Source organism: Microbacterium sp. HA-8, assembly GCF_046111165.1.
GTDB lineage: Bacteria > Actinomycetota > Actinomycetes > Actinomycetales > Microbacteriaceae > Microbacterium.
The window spans coordinates 1,653,913-1,669,889 of the sequence record NZ_CP162025.1 but is presented as its reverse complement, the minus strand read 5'-3'; the positions used below and the strand labels follow the sequence as shown (position 1 = coordinate 1,669,889).

The following is a 15,977-nucleotide window of genomic DNA, read 5'->3' as shown; positions in this document are numbered from 1 at the left end:
CATCCCCACGTTGCCATCAGGCCAGCGACTTAGAAGTCTGCGGCTGGTGCTTCTGCACGACTTGGGTCAACAACAATCGGGGGTTTTGTACCAAAGTGCGACTTGTTATCGGCGTCATCTATTGAGCTCGTAAGCATCATGGTGTACTGATACTCAGCAGGAGACCACTCGTAATACTGAGTTTGAAGCATACTGCCAATGTTGTCAGTAATCGCACCTTCAATAGCAAACGCATCATAGTAAAGGGTGTCATTTGTCTGTGCTGCGAAAAGGCCATCGCTGTGACGGGTAATGTCCTCGGGCTTAATGTACGTTAGCTCATATCCTTCAAATTTACCCTCTGCGATTGTACCAAGAGAGCTTTGAAGGTTGTTGCGTGCAATATGGTCACCGTTGACCGTTAGGTCTGAAGTCATACATTCGGCAATGTTTTTCGCCGCCTCAAGATTAAATGGATCTGAAGCATCTTTTGCTAGATCGCCTACAAGATCAAGTCGGTTACCAAAGACGGTAGCGATTTCTTGAGCCGAGCTACTAACCGTCAAAACAGGATCTTCCGGAAGGTTTACTGCAAAGAACTCTTCGTTACAAGTATCTACCTTTTCAATTCGGTCTTTTTCTTCCCATGCTTCACCAGTAAAGCCTTCTAGGTTAATTGTCCCGGAAAATTCGTGCTCAGCGGTTGGTGCTTCTGTTTCGGTTGGTTTTGGTGTGGCCTTGGCAGAGCTCGATGCCGCGGCGTTGCTGTCAGGCGATAGCTCGGCTGGCGCACAAGCCGCGAGGGCTGCGGCGAACACACCGGCAAACGTCGCGGCGGTGACCCGCAAGGTAACTCGCGATACTTGTGACTGCAATTCTGAGGAGTGTGTCATTTCCGGCGGATGCTCCGGTCGCTTCCAACTGGCGGACAATTGGGGATGGGTGCAGAATCAAGCTAGAACACTTCAAAATCAGCGATTCTGTCTTGTTTACCATCCGAAACGAGGTCTATGATCATTGTTGCAGTTTCGCCAGAAGATTCAGGGCCCTCGTTTTTGTCACCATTTGTAAGTGTCGTATAGTCAAGTTTGATTCTACGGGTGTTTGGGTTACCGTCTCCGTCATCAATTTCTTGTACCGCAAGAACGTCCCTTGAAGTTTTAAACCCCTCAATGTTTTCTGGTTTTTCATCTTGACTCCAGGCTGTAGAGGTGAACCACTGAAGATTCTGATAGTTAATGTCTGCACTTCCGTTTGCAAGATCGACCAATGACGGGACAGATTCCCAATTCTCAACAAAAAGGTTTTCAACGGCAACCTGCCTATTTTCGGCTACAACTTCAGTGATTACAGTATCAAACGACTCGTCACTAGCTAGAATTCGATCGCGGAGTGAGTCGTTCGCACCTGCATTATCCCAGCTAGTAAGAGCACCTTCTACAACGGCTTCGGCAGCAGCTTCTGCGTCAAGTCCTGCAGGGATAATAAAGTCCTCAGGGCTCGCACCTTCAAATTCGGGCGCTGGAGTTGATGTCGATGTTTCTACTGGTTCTGGTGTTGCATCAACGTTGTTGCTAGGTGCACACGCAGCAAGGGCAAGCGCTGCGGTTGCAGCCGCTGCTGTCGCAAGACCGGCTCGGCGATGCGTGCGATCATGGCCGGAACGATGCATCATCGAGATGGCAGGGCTATTCATGTCCACGTGCCGACGATAGCGGAATCTGGACACGACCCTCACCGTTGACACCGTTGCCCCAACAACGAAGAAAACCCGCACCAAGAGAAGCGGGCGGCGACCGCACCGGACGAGAACTCAGAGGTTCTCAGCCCAGGCAGTCGCCGCCCTGTTGTCAGGCCGCGGATGACGGGTTGACGTTCGTCGCTCCGACTTCGCTGTGGAGCACGGGCACCACGCGGGTGTCCTCGGTGGCCTTCCATCGCTCCAAAGTGACCATCGCCCAGACCAGCGCCTCGAAGTAGTCCGAGAACGTCACCTGGCTGCGATACCAATTCGGGTCACCGACAGTCCGCACTTCAACGCGCCACTTCCCCGGGCGGGCGAGCATGGCGACCACCTCGCTCGGGACATCGGTGCTGTCACCGCTGCGGTCGGGCATCCCCGAAATGAGCGCCGGGCCGACGAGCATGGCCCTTTGGCGAGCTTCGGGCACGAAGTACCACCAGAGGAATGTCGCCCGTGGGTTGAAGGGGAGATTGCGCATCAGTCCCTCCTCGTTGACGTACACCGTCACGCCGAGCGCCGGGATGTCCACCGGCTCGATCCAGCCGCCCAACACGGCCTGGTAGTCCTTGAGCTTGTTGACCTCGCACTCCGTGATCGGCTCACCTGCGGCTGTTGGAATAACAAGCGCCTTCACCATGACCGGTCACCTCCGAAGAGGGGGAGCTCGGCAATGTGAATCGGTGGCTCGCGACGAACTCGGAACCGAGCTCCGGAACGCATCGTGGCCTCGAACAGCAGACAGCAGATGGCGGCATCGAAGACGCTGTCGAAGCGCGCGAAGGAGTCGCACCAGGAGCTGCGGTCGGACGGGCGGACCTGCACCACGAAATTGTCGCGATGGAAGATCTGCTCGATGACCGCCTCCGGGACGTCGCCCTCGTTCTCCTGGTCGCCGACGCCCGTCAGGACGACGTCGCCGAGGATGACCGGGTGGTCGGTCGGCTGTGCACTGTGGAGCCACCAGAACGCAGTGGCGCGGGTGTTGAGCGGACCGCGCGTCCGGCGTGCCGCCTCGTTCAGGTAGACGGTTACGCCGATGGACGGGATCTCGATGAGATCCAGCCAGCCGTCGACCGCTTCCTGGAACTCACCGAGGTCGGCGAGTTCGACGAGCGCGGGGCGCTGCTCTGTGTCATGCGGGATGACGATGCTGCGCACCATTCGTCCCACCTCCTTACTGTTGTCGCGGCCGAGAACCATCTGGTTCTCTGACAAGCCGCGGGGCAGCAACGAGGGGTAAAGGATGGGGGGTTCTGGGGTGGGTGGTTCACCGACTGTCCGGGACGGGCGCGGTGAATCGCTCAGTCCCGAACAGCCGGATCTCCCCGCATGCCGAACTGCGGTCAGGCAGAGCCCGACGACCGACGCGGCGTCTTGCCGCCGCTGGCACCACCGAAGATGGCCTCGATCGCGCTCTGCTTGGTCTTCGCCTCGCGCTCGATCTCGGCTCGCACCGTCTCGGCACGCTCGAGCACCTTCGGGTCGGACTTGCTCGACTCGACCCACGACTCGAGGGCCAGGCGGATCTCTTCGGTGACGGTGCGGTCGTTGAGCTGGGCGAGCACGTCCAGCTGGGCCCGCAGGCCATCAGTGATGCGAACGGCGAGCGTCCGCAACGGACCGAGTGCCGAGGCCGGCACGTCGGCGGGGGTGTTCTCACTCATGGTGAGCCTCCTCATCGGAAGCGACGGACGAGCCCGGGGTGGGATCATCTACGCCGCACGCCGACGAGGAGCGAGGCCGACTATGGGCCATCCGGCCGCATGCGTCAATCTTCTGATCGCGCGCGTTGTCTTTTCTACATCGCCGCTGGCGCTCCTGCGCACCCCGGTCGGTGCCGTGATGGCCATGCCGATGTCGGGGTCGATGTCGATTGACCGCTTGCATCATCGATGACGAACGCGCATAGTCAGGGACACATATGAACCATGCCAACCCCGACCGCCTCCGCCCGAATGACGACGCCCGACTACGGTGCCGAATGTTGAGGTCTCACGAGGCGCACGGCGCTAGTCGGGACCTTTCTTCGGTGTCCGCGGCGCGGCCTAGGCTGCGTGCATGCGCTATCCCACGACTCATCAAGAGCGGCGTCGCTCGGAGGATCGCTGATGGAGCGTAGAGCACGGCCCGCCTCCGAGGGCGTGCATGAAGATTCCGAGACCGCCCTTCGCGGGCTTCTCGCTGACCTTGACATCACAGATCCAGCGGCACAAGACAAGCTCATTGCTGACCTACGCGCCGACGCAGTGGCTACGGCGAGTCGTGTGTGGCGTAGCCCTTCGTTGCTAGGAAGACGTGCCATCGGCCCGCCTGTGCAGTCGCCGAGCCAAGACCGGGATGTGGCGGATTCCTCAAAGCGCCCTCCCGGTACGAATCCCGAATGAACCTGTGAAACACGATCTTCTCCGCATTAGATAGCTGGGGTTCATAGGCCTGGAATGTGAACACCCCATCGCGCTGCGCGGCCAATGCACGCAGGTCCATAACCTCCATGCCCCGACGCATAGACGCCTGCGTCGATGCATTGAACTTGGACGCGATCGTCGTCATTCGCTGAGCAATCGCAGACGGAGCCTGACTACTACCAATGTGCTCTCGCACAAGGTGACTTGGCAGCAGTAGCTCGACTGCAAATTGATCACACCAGGTCTCCACCTCCTCGTCATCGTGGCCGTCCGGCACCGCCCCTGGACCGAGCAGCCAGTGGCCGATCTCGTGAGCAAGTGTGAATCGTCGCCGACGCGGCGAATCGTCTCGTCGGAGCAGGATCTCGCCAGTGTCGCCGCCGAGAGCAATGAGGTACCCCGCGCCGTCAAGCACCTCTGTCCCGACGCGCAGACCGGGCCATAGTAGGAGTACCTCTTCAAGCTCGACAGGCGCGCGCACAACACCCGCTGCCGACAGCACTGCCGACGCTACGGCTGCAGCAGTGGGGAGCTCGTCCTCAGAGATGAACGCGCTAAGCCGACGTCGTGGGGTCACCGCACATCATCGATGCCAAGTTCGATGCCAAAACGCTCGATGAGTCGCAGTACTATGCGTTGTCGATCCGCGCTCGTGTATCGACCCCAGCGCGCCGCGATCTCTTGATCCGCGGAGTCGAGCAACGAGTTCACGAACGAGAGATAGAGCCCGTCCAGGTTCGGCTCCACAAGCTCCGCGATCGTGACGTTCAGAAGGACTGCGATCTCCCTGAGCTGGATAAGGCTAAGGTTCGACTCACGGTCGCTCGCTTCCTCCCAGTGGGTGAGGAGACCCTCAGTGATTGGCGCTTCGGGCGTGGATGCCGCAGCCAATTCTGCGCGCGTCAGACCCGCAGACTCGCGCGCTCGTCTGATCCGATCCCCGACAATATTTACGTCATGCTTCGCGAACTGCAGCTTGCGCTGAACGAGTAGTGGACGAATCAGTTCGAGCTGGCGTGCAAGTTCGCCACGCAACTGCTCAGGCTCCGTATAGCTGATCTGAATGACGAGACCCGGAATGCCACTCACCATGCGGCTGAGCTTCCGGTCGGACGGAACGATCACGATAATCGGCACCATCGCGTTATAGGCAAAATCGAGTTCTTGGCCAGCCCCGAAGCTGGGATGGTGCGACAGGACAACGAGCAGGTCAGAGGTGACCACCCGATCGCGATCGATACGGAAAACGTCCGACGCGTCGACCTCAGGGTGGTGGGAGGGATCGGTGACCTTTCTTGGCTCGTATAGCTCAATGCCCTGCGCAGCGCAGATGGAGTTGATCGTGTCGGATAGCAGCGAGATGTACTGATACTGCTGCGAGTCGAGTCCGGTGAGTGCGCACGCCAAGTATGCGTCCAACGCGACACGATCATGACTGGGTGCGATCGAACGCAGGGTGGTCGCTACCGTTCTGGTGTCGCCTTCCCACGCCGCCTCATCGAACAGAGGGAGCAGTGCGCCGCCGGCGGCCAAGTCCGTGCCGACGCCGGCGGTCTCACCGGGCTGGGCCGCCATCAATCTCTCGCGCAACACCTCTTCGGCCTCATCAGGGGTAATCATGGGAACACACTCCTTACCCGAGTGACTGCGACGCTCTGAATCACAGCGGGGTCTCGAACGGCGATCTGTACGTGTGACTGAGAGAATAGCGCTGAGCCTGGGTAGGCAGGATCACCCTCCGAGAACGCGCCACGGACCGAGCGCAACGGCCGTCCGCTCGCTTCGAGTTCATCAGCGATCTTGTTGATGATGAACCGATCCTTGCCGTGGAAGAGGCCCTCCTGGCGAAGTGGCTTCAGACCAGCGCTCTTGCGCGCCGAGAGTATGCGATCGGCATATCGCGTGAGCAGGGCGAACCACTTCGGATTCGTGAGATCAAGACAGTCCTCCAGGTCGATCTGCGCCTCGATCACCACGGGATCCTCATGGTGCTGGACCGCCCAAGCCTCCGCACGCGAGAAGTTGTTCTCCCAGAAGTAGGTCCCGTCCCCCAGCCAGTCATATTCGTTCTTGGATGATCGAAAGCCTTCACCCAGAATGTGGGACGCCACAGAGGCGCTTGTACCGTGATGCGCGAGGACGATGGTGCTGCGTTGCGGCCGTGCAAGATCCATGCATTCCCCCTGATGGTTCACCCAGCGTATTGGAGAACACGAATCAGGCGATGGTTCGGGTGCGGGTGCGCGTCGGACGAATCGAAGTGCCCACTCGTCACACCGGAGCAAATGCGGACCTCGTCGGGCTTGAGCGTGATCCTGCTACCGTCGCTGATGAGCTGCGCCGCACCGTGCTCCAGCCGGCCGATGCGCTCGGCATGAAAGCGCACGAGGCACGCGAGGCGCTCATCCGCTATGGATGCTGGCGGACGCTGGTCAATGTCCCGTTCGCAAGTGATGTGCTTTTCACGGCAGACCACCTCGCGCTGGCTCACCGGAGCAGCGTGATGGAAAGGTCAGCAGCCTTGCTTCCGTTGTTCGTCTCGACCGTAACTAGAGGATTGATCGTCATCCATCCGGGTGCCACGGTCGAGAGCTCCTCGTCCCATTCGAGTTGAACTCGGAACGAGAGAAATGCGTTTGCGGAGGGAGCGTAGTTTCCGATGTTTATGCCGCCATCAACAACCGCGTCCGTTACTGGCCGTGGTTGGCCGGCGGTGTTGCTGTTCAGAAGCGTGGCGCTACCGAGGACGTAGCTGATGCCGTCGGGGAGGTCGCCGAGTCGCAGCACGACGTTGCTCTGTTTGGTCGATCCCGTGTTCACGTACTCGACCTGGACGTCGAGCACGTCTCCGACTGAGGCTACGACGTGGTCACTGAGACGATCATTCGAATCGACCACGGCTGCCGCCGCCGCGATCTCAAAGTTCGGCTGGTCGACCTGAATCTCGAACCTTATGTAGCCTGCGCATGCATCGTCGGCAGGCAGCACTCCGTTCAGTGCATCGCATCCAAGAAGCGAACCCGACGTGAAGAGTTCATCGCCAAGCGGCAGCACCTTGCCGCCGATCGTCTCGAACACGACGCTCCCCGGAACGCGCCTCAAGGCTGCAATCGACTCCGCGGAATCGAGCATGAGGGAGACGCCAGCCCAGACCTGTGGAACGGCCGCGTTGTCAGCACTCACGATTGCCGAGATGGCGCCCGACCCGTACATCACTGCGGGCACCGCGACCGATGCGCGTACGCCGGTCGCTGCGTTCGTCCCCTCCCGGGCGCTGTTGTGGACGAACATCGATACCTGGTACCGCTCACCTGGCTTTAGCGCGAGCCGATCGACGCCCGCCGTGTCGGCTCCGACGGGAGCGATTCGAGCGAATAGCCGCTCGTCTCCGAAGGAGGGGTTGTCGACAATGGAGTTCAACGACACGTCTGGTGTGCGGGCTGCGTCTGCGATCTGGTCACGCGACATCGGGCCCCATCCGGCCGTCTGGACGGCCGTCACGTCTTGAGCTGGAGGACCCACGGGAGTTCCCGCGTCCAGGATGGACTTGAGCTCGGGAGAAATCGTTGACGATTCGCTCGCCGGACGAAGGTCGCCCATGGCACTGGTGAGACTCACCGCGAGTGCAATCACGGCTACTGATGCCGCGACAGCAGCCAACGAAACAACCACTCTTTTCCGGCGAGCAAGCGTACTTCTCGCGTGTGCGAGAAACCCGGCGCGACCGCGCGCAGCCGTTGGCGACTGGGGGCCGAGGGTCGTCGTCTCCTCGGGGGCCACGGCAGTTGCGGGCGCAGAACCTGTGCTTGCCTCGGCGAACTCAGACGCTGGCCGCGCGGTCGGCACGGCTTCAGAACTGTTGCCACCCCGATCAGAATCACCCAGCGTGGGCGCGGAGAGGTCACGGGCCTGCGTGTTGCGAGACTCCAGCTCAAACCACTCGTCGGCAGACCTCATCAGGTGTTTCGAGACGATCTTCAGCTCTGGTGTCGGGCCATTTCCGCTCGAACGGAACGGACGATCAAGGTCTGCGTGGTTCGAACTCTCGGCGGTATCTCGGAGAAGGCACGCTGCGGCGATGCGACGCACGGCACCGACCGTTCGCTGCGGGTCATCCCAGTACCGGGTCGGCAGTGAGAACCCCACCGGCTTCCCTGTGTCGCGCTCGACCTGCTCCACCGTGTTCGGGCGCACACGAAGCAACCACGCCGCTGCCAGCAACGTAGGGTCAAGCAACGCCTCATCCCGAAGTCGAGCCTGAATTATCGCCCACCCGTCTTGAGATCGAGAGGCAGGCAGCGAAGCTTCAGACCACGACCGCAGGGAGTCGAACTGCGCGAAGACGTCACGCTTCGAGAAGTTCATCACACGGCACAGGTCGAGACAGACCTCCTTTTCCGAATCGGTGAGGTCCTCCCACGCGGTTACGCCTGGCGTCATTGGACAAGTCTAGAGGCGGTGCTTATTGACAATCATTCTCAATAGTGCTATACTATGTGCGGGTTGGCCCCAGAAGATTGGAGGCCACCCATGGCCGAATCAGATTCAAAAGAGAAAGCATTCGAGGCGAGAATGCGCCGCATAACCGACCTCGAGATGAAGACCCCGAGTGGCTACTTCACCGCCTTCGGACAAGGAACGTGCCCACTCGAAGATGGCGTCTCGTACTTCGCGGAGTTCATCAGCGATCCCGATCAGGCGCACTACCTCGAGGAGCACACGGTCACATGCCTCATGGACGCAATCGCGCTGTGGGTCAGCGAAGGTGATGCCATCGTCGTCTGCGGCGAGTACGAGTTCTACCTTCGATCCGTCATCTGCATCATCGCGATGTGGAACGGAGAAGGCGGCGCGACTGGCAAGGTGTCCCAGGAGTTTCTCTCGCGCACCACGCCGGAAGGTTTCGATTACGACGAAGAAACCATGACCGCTTCGCCGGGACCGACGTCACGTCCCTACGAGGAGAAGATCGTGGTCCTGCCCACGCTCGTACGCGAGGGTAGCGTGATCGAGATGTGGAACCACCCGGCACTGTCGAAAGACTTCTTCGAGTACAACCGAAGGCGTCGTCTCGAGGAGTTTCGTCGCCAAGAGGAGTTTCGTCGCCAAGAGGAGTTTCGTCGTTTCTGGCCACCCAGCCAGTAGATAAAGGAAACAGTTCGGCCAACTCAGGCCCGATCAGTCATCTGATCGGGCCTTTTCCTTTTCCTCAGTTCCTTGAGGAACCAAGAATTGCAAAGGATCTGAGGACTGTCACCGTGGTGCCATGGACCTGACGCCGAGCACCATAAAGCACCTCATCGACGCAGTGAACGCACTTGGGCTTGCGCTCCGCGACCTCGCCGCACAGCCCACCGCGGCTGTGCGGCAGGACGGCATCGAGCACCTCAGTGAAGTCGAGCTGCTCACGGAACTTCTCAGCCGCCGGCTGTCGCAGTAGCCGAACGGTTCGTCCACCCACAAGGAAAGGAAACACCATGAACACCAATACGCAGCTGCTCCCGGCGGGAGGCGCCTCTATCGCTCCGACCGCCTTCCGCGGCATGTCGATGGGAATGGAGCGCGCCACCCGCCGCGCGGTCGAGCAGGTCCAGTCCCGCGCGGTCATCGCCAAGCTGACCGAGGACGGACGCTCACTCCTCACGCAGGTCGCCCTGGAGAACGTCGGCGCACTCACCGCGCTCGAACAGCACCTCATCAGCATTGCCCCGCTCGGTGAGGCACGCTACCGCGAGATCGTGGACAGCTACACCCTCGGCGCGTCGGCGGCGATCCGCCGGTGGCAGTGATGTCCACGGCGAGCGAGACGGCCCGCCTGGTCGTCGAGTCTGCCCGCGACGCGATCGCGACGGCAAGCGAGCGCTTCACGCGCTGGGTGGCCCCGAACGGCACCCGCCGTCAGCAGCGCATCGAGGCCGAGCTGGACCGCAAGCAAGCAGAGCTCCGCGCGACCATCCTGCGCCTCGCAGAGGCTCTCGGAATGGATGCTCACGAGGCCCGCAAGGCGCTGATCCGGGAGTCCTTCCTCGCCTCGGGGCGGGTACCGGACGAGTCCGCGGACTCGTAGCCGTGACCGCGGAGGTGCGGGTGATGACCACAGGGCGCCCGCACCTCCGCACCAACCCTCGTCAGCTTTCCGGTCGTTGTGGTTTTCGCAACGACAGCGACCGGAATGTTGACGACCCGCGCCTGATGGCGCATAACCAGTTCTCGCCATAGCTCGCACGCTTCGCTGCGGGCTGGAGAAAGGAGTTCTTTGACATGACCAATCAGACCCCGGGCGCCGCAGCGGCGTCCCCGCTCAAGAAGTACGCCGTGATCTACGCCGACCCGCCCTGGGACATCGCCCAGGCCGGCGCCCGCGGCGCGGTCAACCACTACCCGCTCATGACCATCGAGGCGCTGAAAGCGATGCCGGTCGCCGACCTCGCGGACGATAACGCGACCCTGCTGCTGTGGACCACGAACGCCGCCCTCCCCGGCGCCTTGGAGGTGATGAAGGCGTGGGGGTTCACCTACAAGACGAACGCCGTCTGGGACAAGTACTACATGGGCCTCGGGAACTACTTCCGCGGCTCCCACGAGATCCTGCTCCACGGGGTTCGTGGCCGCGCGCCGTTCAAGTTCCGCGGCCAGCGCTCGACCCTGCTGTTCCCTCGCCAGGACCACTCCCACAAGCCCGAAGAGATGATCCCGCTGATCGAGCGCGTCCTGGACGGCCCCTACCTCGAACTGTTCGCGCGGCAGCGTCCGAACAGCCAAGCGGACTGGTCGGTGTGGGGCAACGAGATCGAGTCCGACATCACGATCGCGGGCTATCCGGTGCCAAGCGACTTCACCCGGGCCAGCGCAGATGGAGGGGTAGGTGATGACTGATGCCGGACGAGACCCCCACGCCGACGCCGACGCGCTTCTTTCGCGCCTGCCTGCTGATCCTCGGCGGCATCGTCGCCCTCTGGCTCGCGCTGGAGCTGCTGGCGCAGTTCTGGGGATGGATTCTGCTGATAAGCGCGATCGTGCTCGTCTTGTGTGTCGGCATCGTCGTCTACCGCTACTGGTGGGGTCGGCGATTCTAAGCATGAGCACGCTCACCCCTGTCGAAGCGTTGCGGAATACACAACGGGCGTTCAAAACGCTTGACAAGGATGCCGTTCGAGTTCGTAATAGGCGGCATTGCGCTCACCCGACCTATGCCGTTGAGCGAATCCAACGTCCTTCCGCGACCGTAACGCGAACCAATCAGCCCTTCATGGGCAGCGGTGGGAAGGAGGTTGCCTCATGACCCGTCATGCCCGCGGCCGTCGCCGCTACCGCAAGTCCTCCCAGCGTCGCGTCTGGGTGTTCTCGGACGTCAACCGTGAACTGCGCCCCGAGCAGATCGCTCGCATCATCACCACCGCTGGGTTGGAACGGGCCCGGCTGGAAGCGGAAGCCCAAGCCCAGGCCGCCGACCGGACTCGGGCTGAACCGCCCGAACGAGGGGAGGCCGACCATGCCTGAATCCATGGTCTTCACCCGGCTGTACCTGCCACGCCTCAGCCCGGCCACGGTTGGGCTGGTGATCACCCGACTCTCGAGCAGCGACGTCCCGCGCCCGATCGCTTTCGAGCTCTCCGGCGACTCCGACGGCATCACCGCGATGTTCGGCTGCAAGAAGACGGCGGTTCAGCGCCTAAAGCGGCTCCTTCGGGCCGTCGTACCCGAGGTCCAGTTTGAGGCCGCCACACGGGCGCACGTCGCCGCTGTCAGCCGCGTCACCGCCCGCCCACCTGGGCTCCCCCTCGCGCTACCCGACCCAGAGGACCAGGTCGCCGCCCTCTACGACGCGCTCGCGGCCCGCCGAGGAGACGAAGTCCTGGCCGTACAGCTCGTCCTCGGCACAACCCATCACCCCTCGACCGTGCGCAACACGATGCCCGATCCATTGCAACCAGCACCCTCGAGGCTCCTCGAAGGTATCCGCCCCGCCCCGACGGACGTGCGTCGCCGCGTGTCCGAGCACGCAGCACAGGCACGCTTCGTCACCACCCTTCGGCTGGGAGTGACCGCCGACACCGCCAAGCGGCGCCGAGCACTGACGTGGGAACTGTTCGGCACCCTCCAGGCCCTCGAGAGCCCCGGGGTCCGGTTTTCCCTCGTGCGCGATACTCCGCGGCGCTGGGAGAGCGCACACATCGGACCCGGCTGGGGTCTGAGCCTCAACTCCAGCGAACTGGTACCACTCCTCGGCTGGCCGCTCGGCGACCGGCACTACGCAGGCGTGCCCAGCGCCCACCCAAGGCTTCTCGCCGTCCCCGAAATCGTCTCCCGTACGGAGGCAGTGTTTGCCACCGGAACCGCCCCAGGGCCGGAGCGGCCGGTGGGGATCGATCCAGAGAGCCGTCTGCAGCACATGGTGGTGCTAGGGCCGACCGGGTCCGGTAAGTCGACACTCCTTGAGCATCTGATCCTGTCGGACATCAACGCCGGGCGCGCCTGTTGCGTGATCGAACCGAAGACCCAGCTGATCGAACGTATCCTCGCCACCGCGCCGAAGGACGCGGCAGATCGGATCGTGGTGCTCGACGCCACCGACACCGAAGCACCCGTTGGGTTCAACCCACTGGATGTCGGCGACCGCGACCCCGACATTGTCGTCGACGGCATCCTCGCCGCCCTCGCCGCCGTCTTCCAGGACAGCTGGGGACCAAGAACCGAGTACCTGATCCAAGGCGCGCTGCTATCGCTGGCCCGAGCCGGACAGCGGCGCGGGGAGCCGTACACGCTGATCGACTTGCCGCGCGCCTTCACCGACGACGCGTTCCGTCGCCCCATCGTAATGGCCGTCCGAGACGACCCGACGCTGGCGGCGTTCTGGGACGAGTTCGACGCCATGCGCCCCGCCCAGCGTGCGGCGGCCATTGCCTCACCACTGAACAAGCTCCGCAAGATCGTGATGCGCAAGCCCCTCGTCGCCGTGCTCGGACAGTCCCAGCCGCGCTTCCGACTACGGGACATCTTCCGCGACCGCAAGGTGGTCCTCGTCCCGCTCAACGACGCCCTCCTCGGCACAGGGGCGTCCCGGCTCCTGGGCAGCCTTGTCGTCGCCGAGCTGTGGATGGCGACACTGGAGCGCGCCCTGGAGAAAGAGCCGATGAAACGCCCCGGCATGGTGTTCATCGACGAGGTGCAGAACTACCTCCACCTCCCGACACCGATCGACGATGTACTCGCGACCTCTCGCTCCTACGGTGTTGCCTGGCACCTCGCGCACCAGTACCGCAAGCAGCTGCCGGACAGGCTGCGCTCCGCGCTCGACGTCAACGCCCGCTCCAAGATCTGCTTCGCACTTGACCCGCTCGATGCCCGAGACCTCGCGAAGACGGCCCCACAACTCACCTCGGACGACTTCCAGGCCCTCGGCAAGCACCACATCTACACCCGTCTGATCGCAGGCGGCAGTCCGACCGGATGGTGCTCCGCACTCACCCTGCCACCGTCACCAGAGACCGGGATGGGTGCAGCACTGCGGGAAGCCAGCCGACGCCGCTACGGGGCCGAGCCACCCGTCGAAACGCCACCTGACAGCGGGGAGCCTCAGCCCGCGACCGTGGCGCCTTCACACCAGAAGGCGAGGCGATCATGAGGGCCGTCATCTGGAGGGAGTGTTCCGCTCGGCGTTCCGGTCGCTGTTCGCTTCACCACGACCAGCCCGCCGCCCGTCCGCCCCTGTTCCGGCCCTTTGCCCAGGCTTCCGGCTGGGACTCCCCCTGCGCTGCAGGGGATCCTCGACCACTTGCGGTAGGAGGTCAACCATGAGCGCCCACCGTGCGGAGCGGCTCGAGGAACAGCTGTCGGACCGCGACATCCGCATGCTCGAGGACGTCGAACGGTTCCGGCTCCTCACCACCCGGCAGCTCCAGCGCCTGCACTTCCCGGTCACCCCGCTCGGCCCGCACGTCACCGCCAGCAGCGCCACCCGCGGCACCACCCGAGTACTGAACCGGCTCGAGGAGCTCGGCGTCATCACCCGGCTACAGCGACGCATCGGCGGCATCAAGCACGGCTCCGCGCTGACCGTCTGGCAGCTCGGCGCGGCCGGAGACCGGTTCCTGCGCGCACGACGAGGAGAGCCGAAACGCCGACGCTACGAGGAACCGGGACGCACCTTCATGAGCCACATGCTCGCCGTCGCCGACACGGCCGTCGCGCTCATCGAGCAGGCGAACGCCGGCCGTTTCGAGCTCCTCGAACTCGACCTCGAACCAGCCTGCTGGCGCACCTTCGTCAGCGGTAGCGCGGCGCCGATCACGCTCAAGCCGGACCTGCTCGTCGTCACCTCCGACCCCGAGACCGAGACCCACTCGTTCGTCGAAGTCGATCTCGGCACCGAACACCTGCCAGCGGTGTTGCGCAAGTGCCGCACCTACCAGCGCTATCACGGCACCGGGACCGAGCAGCACGACCGCGGACTGTTCCCGGCCGTCGTCTGGATCGTGCCCGACCCGATCCGCGCCAAGAAGATCCGCGACGCGATCGCGTCTGACCGCCATCTCACATCCGACCTGTTCTGGATCACCACGCCGGAGTCCATGAACCGGCAGCTAGCCCCGTATCCGGGGACCACCACTACCTAACCGAAAGGAGGAAAGACATGAACTCATCAACCACCACCGCGAGCGCTGCACCAGATCAGACCGACCGCGCCCGTGAACTCATCGAACTCGGACTGGCCATCGACCCCGAAGCCCGCAGCGAAACCCTCGCACGGCTCATCGCAGCCAGCGTCCACGGCGGCGCCGACACCACACTCGGCCGATTCGCCGCCACCGGCACTCTCGCCGCACAAGCCGCCCTCAAGGAACTGAACCGGCTCCGCGTTCCGTTCGAACAAGAGGTTTGGGTCGACGCGCTTGGACGCTACATCCTGCTCCATGCCGGAGGACGGTCATGAACGAGCGCGAACATAGCCCCACCCCTGAGATCCGCGAAGCACCCGAGCGCGCCTCGCCAGACTGGCGGCGACTCGAAGTCGCATCAGGTCGCTTCGCCAGGCTGATCTCCGACGGCATCGCGCAGGCACTCGCCGAACAAACCGAGATCGATGACGGCACCGCCCGCTGCATCGCCCACGTCCTCGGGCGCGCCTATGGCCGCGAGTCCGCGCTCGCCGACTTCGGCCGCACCGGCGAAGGCCACTACCTCACGCTGCGTGACGAGTACCTCAACCTCTACAGCGACGAACGTGCCGACGCGGTCACCAAAGAGATGATCGACTGGCTCGGCACCTACCTCGTCCGGCGCGAGAACACCGGCACCGGGCGGCGCTTCATGAACGAGCACCTGCCACCCAAGCTCGATCAGCTCCTCGTCCGCACCAGTGTGCGCGTTGGCGACGAGCGGTTCATCGTAAACATCCCGGCCAGCTGGGACAGCGGTGAGCAAGACGGCCTGATCGAACTCCTCCACGACCTCCGGTTGCCCGAAGACCCGGCGCTCCAAGCCTTCCTCGCGCTGCCCGACGTCAGCGATGGAACCCCGGACCTCATGGAGAGCTTCCACGAAGCCTTCGCCGGCACCTACGAGAACGACGAAGCCGCGCTACGCGCGCTCAGTCCCCTTGAGGACTGGGAAACCAGCCTCGCGGACTGGTGCATCGACCACGGTGTCGACTTCGACGCGCTCGACTGGAACTTCGCACCCCTGATGGATCGGCTGCGCGACCTCTACGACCTCGTCGAGCAGGAAGGCCGCATACATGCCTTCATCCAATGATGCCGGGATGCCGCGGAGGCGGCGAGGACGCCCCCGCGCAGACCGGCGTATCGACATCACTCCTGTCTGGCGTACGCGACCCGATCCACGTCGAC

21 protein-coding genes are annotated in these 15,977 nt (G+C 62.9%); 11 read left to right on the top strand and 10 right to left on the bottom strand.

Going from position 1 to position 15,977, the window contains the following annotated elements; translation table 11 throughout:
* Positions 1-29 precede the first annotated feature (29 nt).
* From AB2L57_RS07970 to AB2L57_RS07925, 10 genes are all read right to left on the bottom strand, one after another.
* Entirely contained in the window at positions 30-872 is an 843-nt protein-coding gene (locus AB2L57_RS07970) for a hypothetical protein (RefSeq protein WP_409048504.1), read from the bottom strand.
* Between the two features lie 62 nt (positions 873-934).
* Positions 935-1,681 (bottom strand): hypothetical protein, encoded by a 747-nt coding sequence (locus tag AB2L57_RS07965; RefSeq protein WP_409048503.1) that lies wholly within the window; start codon positions 1,679-1,681, stop codon positions 935-937.
* Positions 1,682-1,829: 148 nt separating this feature from the next.
* Complete coding sequence (locus AB2L57_RS07960) at positions 1,830-2,360, bottom strand: DUF3846 domain-containing protein (protein WP_409048502.1); 531 nt, start codon at positions 2,358-2,360, stop codon at positions 1,830-1,832.
* The gene (locus tag AB2L57_RS07955; protein WP_409048501.1) at positions 2,354-2,884 is read right to left on the bottom strand and encodes a DUF3846 domain-containing protein; all 531 of its coding nucleotides are present in this window, start codon (positions 2,882-2,884) and stop codon (positions 2,354-2,356) included. Before AB2L57_RS07955 ends, AB2L57_RS07960 begins: the two co-directional genes overlap by 7 nt.
* 182 nt (positions 2,885-3,066) lie before the next feature.
* On the bottom strand, positions 3,067-3,387 hold the full coding sequence (locus tag AB2L57_RS07950) for a hypothetical protein (RefSeq protein WP_409048500.1): 321 nt from the start codon (positions 3,385-3,387) through the stop codon (positions 3,067-3,069).
* 586 nt (positions 3,388-3,973) lie between these two features.
* A complete protein-coding gene (locus tag AB2L57_RS07945) occupies positions 3,974-4,705 on the bottom strand; it encodes an ImmA/IrrE family metallo-endopeptidase (RefSeq protein ID WP_409048499.1) in 732 nt (243 codons plus the stop codon).
* Positions 4,702-5,748 carry a multiprotein-bridging factor 1 family protein gene (locus AB2L57_RS07940; RefSeq protein WP_409048498.1) on the bottom strand — a complete coding sequence of 349 codons (1,047 nt, stop codon included), beginning with the start codon at positions 5,746-5,748 and terminating at the stop codon, positions 4,702-4,704. The genes AB2L57_RS07945 and AB2L57_RS07940 overlap by 4 nt, the downstream gene beginning before the upstream one ends.
* Complete coding sequence (locus AB2L57_RS07935) at positions 5,745-6,302, bottom strand: hypothetical protein (protein WP_409048497.1); 558 nt, start codon at positions 6,300-6,302, stop codon at positions 5,745-5,747. Before AB2L57_RS07935 ends, AB2L57_RS07940 begins: the two co-directional genes overlap by 4 nt.
* Before the next feature lie 17 nt (positions 6,303-6,319).
* Positions 6,320-6,619, bottom strand: coding sequence for a hypothetical protein (locus AB2L57_RS07930; RefSeq protein WP_409048496.1), 300 nt, complete (start codon positions 6,617-6,619; stop codon positions 6,320-6,322).
* Positions 6,616-8,568, bottom strand: coding sequence for a hypothetical protein (locus tag AB2L57_RS07925; RefSeq protein WP_409048495.1), 1,953 nt, complete (start codon positions 8,566-8,568; stop codon positions 6,616-6,618). Before AB2L57_RS07925 ends, AB2L57_RS07930 begins: the two co-directional genes overlap by 4 nt.
* Positions 8,569-8,658: 90 nt before the next feature.
* Here AB2L57_RS07925 and AB2L57_RS07920 point away from each other — a divergent pair, with 90 nt between their 5' ends.
* The 11 genes from AB2L57_RS07920 (at position 8,659) to AB2L57_RS07870 (ending at position 15,882) form a co-directional block, all read left to right on the top strand.
* A complete protein-coding gene (locus AB2L57_RS07920; protein ID WP_409048494.1) occupies positions 8,659-9,273 on the top strand; it encodes a hypothetical protein in 615 nt (204 codons plus the stop codon).
* A 121-nt stretch (positions 9,274-9,394) separates the two neighbouring features.
* Positions 9,395-9,568: a hypothetical protein gene (locus tag AB2L57_RS07915; RefSeq protein ID WP_409048493.1), complete on the top strand. Its 174-nt coding sequence runs from the start codon at positions 9,395-9,397 to the stop codon at positions 9,566-9,568.
* A gap of 37 nt (positions 9,569-9,605) precedes the next feature.
* Entirely contained in the window at positions 9,606-9,917 is a 312-nt protein-coding gene (locus AB2L57_RS07910; RefSeq protein ID WP_409048492.1) for a hypothetical protein, read from the top strand.
* Complete coding sequence (locus AB2L57_RS07905) at positions 9,908-10,195, top strand: hypothetical protein (RefSeq protein ID WP_409048491.1); 288 nt, start codon at positions 9,908-9,910, stop codon at positions 10,193-10,195. Before AB2L57_RS07910 ends, AB2L57_RS07905 begins: the two co-directional genes overlap by 10 nt.
* Before the next feature lie 194 nt (positions 10,196-10,389).
* Positions 10,390-11,004: an MT-A70 family methyltransferase gene (locus AB2L57_RS07900; protein ID WP_409048490.1), complete on the top strand. Its 615-nt coding sequence runs from the start codon at positions 10,390-10,392 to the stop codon at positions 11,002-11,004.
* Complete coding sequence (locus tag AB2L57_RS07895) at positions 11,004-11,204, top strand: hypothetical protein (protein WP_409048489.1); 201 nt, start codon at positions 11,004-11,006, stop codon at positions 11,202-11,204. The genes AB2L57_RS07900 and AB2L57_RS07895 overlap by 1 nt, the downstream gene beginning before the upstream one ends.
* Positions 11,205-11,406: 202 nt before the next feature.
* On the top strand, positions 11,407-11,628 hold the full coding sequence (locus tag AB2L57_RS07890) for a hypothetical protein (protein WP_409048488.1): 222 nt from the start codon (positions 11,407-11,409) through the stop codon (positions 11,626-11,628).
* The gene (locus AB2L57_RS07885; RefSeq protein ID WP_409048487.1) at positions 11,621-13,753 is read left to right on the top strand and encodes a type IV secretory system conjugative DNA transfer family protein; all 2,133 of its coding nucleotides are present in this window, start codon (positions 11,621-11,623) and stop codon (positions 13,751-13,753) included. The genes AB2L57_RS07890 and AB2L57_RS07885 overlap by 8 nt, the downstream gene beginning before the upstream one ends.
* A gap of 169 nt (positions 13,754-13,922) precedes the next feature.
* Complete coding sequence (locus AB2L57_RS07880) at positions 13,923-14,744, top strand: replication-relaxation family protein (RefSeq protein ID WP_409048486.1); 822 nt, start codon at positions 13,923-13,925, stop codon at positions 14,742-14,744.
* Between the two features lie 17 nt (positions 14,745-14,761).
* Positions 14,762-15,061 carry a hypothetical protein gene (locus AB2L57_RS07875; RefSeq protein ID WP_409048485.1) on the top strand — a complete coding sequence of 100 codons (300 nt, stop codon included), beginning with the start codon at positions 14,762-14,764 and terminating at the stop codon, positions 15,059-15,061.
* Positions 15,058-15,882 carry a hypothetical protein gene (locus AB2L57_RS07870; protein WP_409048484.1) on the top strand — a complete coding sequence of 275 codons (825 nt, stop codon included), beginning with the start codon at positions 15,058-15,060 and terminating at the stop codon, positions 15,880-15,882. The genes AB2L57_RS07875 and AB2L57_RS07870 overlap by 4 nt, the downstream gene beginning before the upstream one ends.
* Positions 15,883-15,977: the final 95 nt, after the last annotated feature.

What these genes read in the sequence shown, in the direction of transcription:
- AB2L57_RS07925 (WP_409048495.1), bottom strand. Translation starts at nt 8,568, where the DNA reads ATGACGCCAGGCGTAACCGCGTGGGAGGACCTCACCGATTCGGAAAAG.
- AB2L57_RS07955 (WP_409048501.1), bottom strand. Translation starts at nt 2,884, where the DNA reads ATGGTGCGCAGCATCGTCATCCCGCATGACACAGAGCAGCGCCCCGCG.
- AB2L57_RS07935 (WP_409048497.1), bottom strand. Translation starts at nt 6,302, where the DNA reads ATGGATCTTGCACGGCCGCAACGCAGCACCATCGTCCTCGCGCATCAC.
- AB2L57_RS07895 (WP_409048489.1), top strand. Translation starts at nt 11,004, where the DNA reads ATGCCGGACGAGACCCCCACGCCGACGCCGACGCGCTTCTTTCGCGCC.
- AB2L57_RS07910 (WP_409048492.1), top strand. Translation starts at nt 9,606, where the DNA reads ATGAACACCAATACGCAGCTGCTCCCGGCGGGAGGCGCCTCTATCGCT.
- AB2L57_RS07940 (WP_409048498.1), bottom strand. Translation starts at nt 5,748, where the DNA reads ATGATTACCCCTGATGAGGCCGAAGAGGTGTTGCGCGAGAGATTGATG.
- AB2L57_RS07915 (WP_409048493.1), top strand. Translation starts at nt 9,395, where the DNA reads ATGGACCTGACGCCGAGCACCATAAAGCACCTCATCGACGCAGTGAAC.
- AB2L57_RS07920 (WP_409048494.1), top strand. Translation starts at nt 8,659, where the DNA reads ATGGCCGAATCAGATTCAAAAGAGAAAGCATTCGAGGCGAGAATGCGC.
- AB2L57_RS07890 (WP_409048488.1), top strand. Translation starts at nt 11,407, where the DNA reads ATGACCCGTCATGCCCGCGGCCGTCGCCGCTACCGCAAGTCCTCCCAG.
- AB2L57_RS07885 (WP_409048487.1), top strand. Translation starts at nt 11,621, where the DNA reads ATGCCTGAATCCATGGTCTTCACCCGGCTGTACCTGCCACGCCTCAGC.
- AB2L57_RS07960 (WP_409048502.1), bottom strand. Translation starts at nt 2,360, where the DNA reads ATGGTGAAGGCGCTTGTTATTCCAACAGCCGCAGGTGAGCCGATCACG.
- AB2L57_RS07900 (WP_409048490.1), top strand. Translation starts at nt 10,390, where the DNA reads ATGACCAATCAGACCCCGGGCGCCGCAGCGGCGTCCCCGCTCAAGAAG.
- AB2L57_RS07875 (WP_409048485.1), top strand. Translation starts at nt 14,762, where the DNA reads ATGAACTCATCAACCACCACCGCGAGCGCTGCACCAGATCAGACCGAC.
- AB2L57_RS07970 (WP_409048504.1), bottom strand. Translation starts at nt 872, where the DNA reads ATGACACACTCCTCAGAATTGCAGTCACAAGTATCGCGAGTTACCTTG.
- AB2L57_RS07950 (WP_409048500.1), bottom strand. Translation starts at nt 3,387, where the DNA reads ATGAGTGAGAACACCCCCGCCGACGTGCCGGCCTCGGCACTCGGTCCG.
- AB2L57_RS07870 (WP_409048484.1), top strand. Translation starts at nt 15,058, where the DNA reads ATGAACGAGCGCGAACATAGCCCCACCCCTGAGATCCGCGAAGCACCC.
- AB2L57_RS07880 (WP_409048486.1), top strand. Translation starts at nt 13,923, where the DNA reads ATGAGCGCCCACCGTGCGGAGCGGCTCGAGGAACAGCTGTCGGACCGC.